At 65.3% G+C, this 6,540-nt stretch carries 5 protein-coding genes; 4 read left to right on the top strand and 1 reads right to left on the bottom strand.

The genetic code is table 11. The annotated features are described in order from the left end of the window. Together A2J03_RS24665 and A2J03_RS24660 are read left to right on the top strand one after the other, a co-directional pair. On the top strand, positions 1–1,335 hold a 1,335-nt coding region (locus A2J03_RS24665), incomplete at its 5' end, for a helicase-associated domain-containing protein (RefSeq protein ID WP_231912704.1). A gap of 60 nt (positions 1,336–1,395) precedes the next feature. Next, the gene (locus A2J03_RS24660) at positions 1,396–3,573 is read left to right on the top strand and encodes a DNA polymerase III subunits gamma/tau (RefSeq protein ID WP_068379328.1); all 2,178 of its coding nucleotides are present in this window, start codon (positions 1,396–1,398) and stop codon (positions 3,571–3,573) included. A 132-nt stretch (positions 3,574–3,705) separates the two neighbouring features. Here A2J03_RS24660 and A2J03_RS24655 read toward each other — a convergent pair whose 3' ends face one another. After that, positions 3,706–3,948 carry a hypothetical protein gene (locus tag A2J03_RS24655; RefSeq protein WP_068379334.1) on the bottom strand — a complete coding sequence of 81 codons (243 nt, stop codon included), beginning with the start codon at positions 3,946–3,948 and terminating at the stop codon, positions 3,706–3,708. 221 nt (positions 3,949–4,169) lie between these two features. Between A2J03_RS24655 and A2J03_RS24650 the strand changes: the two genes are divergently transcribed. After that, positions 4,170–5,381 carry an acetyl-CoA C-acetyltransferase gene (locus A2J03_RS24650; RefSeq protein ID WP_068379325.1) on the top strand — a complete coding sequence of 404 codons (1,212 nt, stop codon included), beginning with the start codon at positions 4,170–4,172 and terminating at the stop codon, positions 5,379–5,381. Positions 5,382–5,391: 10 nt separating this feature from the next. Next, positions 5,392–6,540, top strand: a 1,149-nt coding sequence (locus tag A2J03_RS24645; protein ID WP_197480948.1) for an enoyl-CoA hydratase-related protein, incomplete at its 3' end; no start/stop codon positions are given.

Below are 6,540 nucleotides of genomic sequence, written 5' to 3'. Positions count from 1 at the left end.
GTGGTCGAACTGGTGCTGGAACTGGGCCGGTCGATGGGACTGCTTCAGCATGGACGCGGCGTCGTGCGAAGCACCACAGACTTCCCCGCATGGAAGGCGTCGAGCCGCGCGGAGAAGCTGGTGTCGATGATCGCCGAGTGGTGGTGCCTGGACGGTTCGCCGACCAATCTCTCTGGCGCCAAGGTGCTGAGCGTGTATCCGAGCAATGCGTCCACTGCGATGCTTCGGCACGCTGTTCTCGCATCCATGCCAGCGAAGGGCGTCGCCGACGACGCATCGGCGCTTCGCTATTTCGAGTGGTTACTGCCGGGATTCGTCGACGCAGCCGATCCAGGGGACCTCGAGGCGATCTGGCGTGAACTGTCGTGGCTGGGACTGCTGGCGGGACATGCGCCGACCGAACTGTCGAGCGCGCTCGGCGGTCTCGGCCGTTGCGGCGTGGGCGCTGTCGAGACGGTCATCGCTCCGATCGTGGACCGCATCGTCGACGGGTCGGAGTGTGTGCTGCGGCTGTTGCCCGATCTCACCGCCGTCGTGACCGGACCGGTAAGCGAGCGCATCTCGAACCTCCTCTCCGGCGCTGCCACTGCCGAATCGAAAGATGCGGCGTCGACGTGGCGTTTCTCCCCGGGATCGGTTCGACGATATTTCGACGACGGTGGCACGGCCGAGAACCTGTGTGCCGAACTGTCCGAGGTCGCCGTCACCGACATACCGCAGTCGCTCGACTACTTGATCAAGGATTGCGCGCGGAGACACGGCCACATGGTCGTCCGTTCAGCGTCGAGTGTCGTCGTGAGCGACGACGAATCGCTGATTCGAGAGATAGCGTCACTGGAGAAGTTGAAGGCGCGCATCGTCGCCCCCACCGTCGTCGTGTCGTCACTTCCGGCCCGTCTGGTTCTGGACGTTCTCCGCGAAGCCGGGCATGCGCCGACAGTCGAGGGTGCAGCGGCGGACGTGAAGGTCTCGAGGGCCCACGCGCCTCGGGCGGCTTCCGGTCCGGTCTTCGCGATCCGGGCGGGCACCCCACCTGCCGTCCTCGCCGCGGCACTGGCGTCGGGAACTGCGGTGGATGTCGACGTCGATCGAGTGGCCGGGTCGATCCGAGCATGGTGTCAGCTGGCGCCGCGTGATGTCGATGCATTGGCCCGTGCGGTTGCCCTTGGGGGCACGGTCCGGGTGAATTGCCTGGATACCAAGCGCGGCACGATCATGGACGAGCTCAGCGACGTCGTGCTCGACGCAGGAGTCGTTCACGGATGGTCGGCACAGTCGAACGGGCGACGCAGCATCACCCTCACGCGCATTCGAATGGTCCAGCCCACGGAATGACCCGGGTCTTGTATCGGGCCATCGATGCTTGCGTCGGTGTGCGCCGGTACCCTTCCAGGCGTGGCTCTCTACCGAAAGTACCGTCCTGCGACGTTCGCTGATGTCGTCGGGCAGGAGCACGTCACCGAGCCGTTGAGTGTTGCGCTGAACGCCAATCGGATCAACCACGCCTATCTCTTCTCCGGCCCTCGCGGCTGCGGAAAGACCTCGTCTGCGCGCATCCTCGCGCGATCGCTGAACTGCGCCGAAGGTCCGACATCGACGCCGTGCGGGGTGTGCAATTCCTGCGTCGCCCTCGCACCGGGCGGACCCGGAAACCTCGACGTGGTGGAGATGGACGCAGCGAGTCACGGTGGCGTCGACGACGCCCGTGATCTTCGCGACAAGGCCGTCTATGCGCCCGCCGAATCGCGCTACGTCATCTTCATCATCGACGAGGCCCACATGGTCACGACGGCGGGCTTCAACGCGCTGCTCAAGGTCGTCGAAGAGCCGCCCGAACATCTCGTATTCATCTTCGCGACGACGGAACCGGAAAAGGTCCTTCCGACCATCCGGTCGCGAACACACCACTATCCGTTCCGTCTGCTTCCGCCGTCGACGATGCGTGGGTTGCTGGAAAAGATCTGCGCGCAGGAGAATGTCGAGGTCGAGGCCCCGGTTTTTCCGCTGGTCATCCGCGCGGGTGGCGGTTCGCCGCGTGACTCCCTCAGTGTGCTCGACCAACTGCTTGCCGGCGCTGGGCCGGAAGGAGTCACCTATCCGCGTGCGCTGTCGTTGCTCGGCGTTACCGATGTTGCGCTCATCGACGAGGCTGTCGACGCGCTGGCAGTCGGCGACGGCGGCTCGCTGTTCGGAACCATCGACAAGGTCGTCGACGCCGGTCACGATCCACGTCGGTTCGCGACCGACCTCCTCGAGAGACTCCGCGATCTCATACTGATGCGTGCCGTCCCGGACGCGGGCGAGCGTGGCCTCGTCGACGTCCCCGGTGACGTTCTCGAGCGTCTGCGCGAGGAGTCCGAACGCATCGGGTCGGCGACCCTCGCTCGCTACGCCGAGATCGTTCACACTGGTCTCGGTGAGATGAGAGGCGCCACGGCTCCGCGGCTGCTCCTCGAAGTGATGTGCGCTCGGATGCTGCTTCCGTCTGCGTCGGATGCGGAATCGGCTGTATTGCAGCGGCTGGAGCGGCTGGAGCGACGGCTCGACGTCACCCTTCCCGCGGGCGAGCAAGCCGCTGTCGATCAGGTGACTGTGCAGCGTCGACCCGAGGCGGCACCGCCCGTCGAGGAGGTTGCGCCGAAGTTCGTCCGTCCGTCCCAGCGGCCGGCAGCCGATGCGGCTCCTGCTGAGCCGGTGCCTGTTGCTGTGGTGCCTGCTGAGCCGACGCCGGAACCTGAGCCGACGCCGGAACCTGTGCCGAGGCCGGAAACTGAGCCGACGCCGACGCCGGAACCTGTGCCGATGCCGGAACCTGAGCCCGTTTCGGAACCACAGCCCGAGCCGGCGTTCGACCCCGTGCATGCTGCGTCCGAACCGCAGCCTGAACCAGAGCCCGCGCCGGAACCTGAGCCCGAACCTGTTGCCGCTGCGTCCAACCAACCCGATGCAGCGGCGGTGCGCGCGGTGTGGTCCGAGGTCAGAGTCAAGGTCCGCGAACGTAGCCGCACCGTCGAGGTCATGCTGTCCGGAGCTTCGGTGCGGGCGGTCGACGCCGGGTCGATCACGCTCGGCCACGATTCGGCTCCCCTCGCCAAGCGGCTGCAGGAACCGAGGAATGCCGACGTCATCAGTGACGCACTGCGTGATGTGTTCGGCGTCGACTGGGCCGTAACCTGTGTCGTCGGAGCAGCCGCACCCGCCGACGACGCTCCGGTGTCCAAGGGTGGGCAGGAAGCTCCGAAGGCCCCGCTCACCAAGTTCTCACGTCCGAGCCAGAGTAAGCCGGCGCGGACGACCGATGACGCCTTCGGTTCAGCAGGCGATGGTTCGGGTGGGAGCGGTTCGGGAGGGGGCGGTGGCTCTGCGTACGACGACATTCCTCCGCCCGAGGCCCCGGACTACCCGGACGACCCCGAGCCGGCCGGACCGCCGCCGCCCGAAACCCCGGAGGATGAGGAAGAGCTGCTCAAGGCCGCTGCCGAACCCGCCGACCCGTCGGTTCGACGCGATCCGGAGACCGTAGCGATGGAACTGTTGCAGGCGCAGCTCGGGGCGACTCCGCTCAAGGAGTAGGTGCCGCGGGGATCGAGCACCTTCCACAGAGCTAGCACACCTTTTGCCGAGCTAGAACACCTGCCCGGAGGCGAGCGGGGGTGCTAGCTCGGCACAAAGGGTGACTGCACCCCGCCGGACTGCATCCGCCCGTCAGGCCTGCTCCAGGTTCTCCGGATCCACGAATACGAGCCGGCCGTCGTCGAGCGCGACTGCGAAGCGGTGCGCCTGTGCCCAGCTGCGACCGGTGGCTGCGGTGATCTGCTCGCCGAAGTCTTCCTTGATCACGCCCGACTCCTTGCTCCATTTATCTCGGGGCAGCGTCGGGTCGGAGCTGTACCGCACCTTGACGTGCGCCCCGATCGTGAACGGCTTCTGGGTTTCCATGGTCATCATCTCCGTCGCTGGCCAATGTTCCCCCACTGGTGATGCTAGTTCTACCCCCGCCTCGATCGGCTCAAACGAACACACCGGTCACGTAGTTCGCTCGTTTGGGTCCTTCACCCGGTGATGTAACGCGTTCTAGGCTGAACGAAGCCGAGGTGTATTCCTCGAGTCCAGTGGCGCCTTACGGTGCCGCCGCCGAATGAGAAGTACGTGGAAGGAACGACCGCCCTGTGACTACAGAAGCGTTCATTTACGAAGCCATCAGAACCCCGCGTGGCAAGGGGAAGAATGGTGCACTGCACTCCGTCAAGCCGATCTCGCTGGTCACCGGCCTGATCGACGAACTGCGTCGACGATTCCCAGACCTCGACGAGAACCGCATCTCCGACCTGATCCTCGGTGTCGTCTCCCCGGTGGGTGACCAGGGCGCCGATATCGCGCGCACCGCGGTCCTCGCCGCGAAGATGCCCGACACCGTCGGCGGCTTCCAGCTCAACCGGTTCTGCGCGTCCGGCCTCGAAGCGGTCAACCTGGCAGCACAGAAGGTGCGCTCAGGATGGGACGAGGTCGTCATCGCTGGTGGCGTCGAGTCCATGTCGCGTGTCCCGATGGGTAGCGACGGTGGAGCCTGGGCGATGGACCCAGCCACCAACTACGACACGTACTTCGCGCCGCAGGGCATCGGTGCCGATCTCATCGCGACGATCGAGGGGTTCAGCCGCGAAGACGTCGACGCCTATGCCGTGCAGTCGCAGGAACGTGCAGCAGCAGCATGGACGGGCGGATACTTCGCCAAGTCGGTCGTTCCGGTGACGGACCAGAACGGTCTGCTCATCCTCGATCACGATGAGCACATGCGTCCGGGCAGCACCGTCGAGTCACTCGGCAAGCTGAACCCCGCGTTCACCGGCATCGCCGCGATGGGCGGATTCGATGACGTAGCGCTGCAGAAGTACCACTGGATCGAGAAGATCGATCACGTGCACACCGGCGGCAACAGCTCCGGCATCGTCGACGGCGCGGCACTCGTCCTCGTCGGCAGCGAGCAGGCAGGCAAGGACCTGAACCTCGTGCCTCGCGCCCGCATCGTTGCGACCGCGACGAGCGGCGCCGACACGACGATCATGTTGACCGGCCCCACGCCTGCGTCGAAGAAGGTTCTCGCAACTGCAGGACTGACCGTCGACGACATCGATCTCTTCGAACTCAACGAGGCGTTCGCGTCCGTCGTGCTTCGGTTCCAGAAGGATCTTCAGATCCCGAACGAGAAGCTCAACGTCAACGGCGGCGCCATCGCGATGGGCCACCCGCTCGGCGCCACCGGCGCCATGATCACCGGAACTGTGCTCGACGAGCTCGAGCGCCGCGGCGGCCGATACGCGCTGATCACCCTGTGCATCGGCGGCGGCATGGGCGTTGCCACCATCATCGAGCGAGTCTGAGGAACAACTGATGTCTGAAAACAACATGATCAAGTGGGACCAGGACGCCGACGGCATCGTCGTACTCACGATGGACGACCCGAACCAGGGCGCCAACACGATGAACCAGCTCTACAAGGAATCGATGGGCGCCACCGTCGACCGCCTCGAAGCGGAGCTGGACAGCATCACCGGCGTTGTCCTCACGTCCTCGAAGAAGACCTTCTTCGCCGGCGGAGATCTGAACAACATTCTGGCTACTCGCCCCGAGGACGCACAGCAGGTCTTCGACGAGGTGCAGGGAGTGAAGGCTCAGCTGCGTCGCATCGAGAAGCTCGGCAAGCCGGTCGTGTCTGCCATCAACGGTGCAGCACTCGGCGGCGGACTCGAGATCGCCCTCGCGACGCATCACCGCATCGCGGCCGACGTACCCGGTGTGCAGATCGGTCTGCCCGAGGTCTCGCTCGGCCTGCTGCCCGGAGGCGGTGGCGTTGCCCGTATCACGCGGCTGCTCGGTATCCAGAACGGCTTCATGACCGTCCTCGCACAGGGCACCCGGTTCCGTCCGGCGAAGGCTCTCGAGGTCGGTCTGATTCACGAATTGGTCGGCAGCATCGAAGAATTGGTGCCCGCCGCAAAGGCGTGGATCAAGGCCAACCCTGAGGGTGGCGTCGCACCGTGGGACGTCAAGGGTTACAAGATCCCCGGCGGCACGCCGTCGAACCCCAAGCTCGCGCAGGTCCTGCCGGCGTTCCCGTCCAACCTGCGCAAGCAGATCAAGGGCGCACCGATGCCGGCTCCGCGCGCGATTCTCGCTGCTGCAGTCGAAGGTGCGCAGGTCGACTTCGACAATGCGTGCACCATCGAGTCGCGTTACTTCACCGAGTTGGTCGTCGGCCAGGTCTCGAAGAACATGATTCAGGCATTCTTCTTCGATCTGCAGGCGATCAACGCGGGCAAGTCCCGTCCGGACGGCATCGAGAAGACGACGTTCACCAAGGTCGCAGTCCTCGGCGCAGGCATGATGGGCGCAGGCATCGCGTACGTGTGCGCGAAGGCGGGCATCGAGGTCGTCCTCAAGGACGTGGCGCTCGAGTCTGCGCAGAAGGGTAAGGCGTATTCCGAGGCCATCGAGGCCAAGGCTCTCTCGCGTGGCAAGACCACGCAGGAGAAGTCCGAC

This window comes from Rhodococcus sp. EPR-157 (genome assembly GCF_001647195.1).
Lineage (GTDB): Bacteria > Actinomycetota > Actinomycetes > Mycobacteriales > Mycobacteriaceae > Rhodococcoides.
The sequence above is the reverse complement of the archived record's forward strand: the minus strand, read 5'-3'. Positions and strand labels throughout refer to the sequence as shown.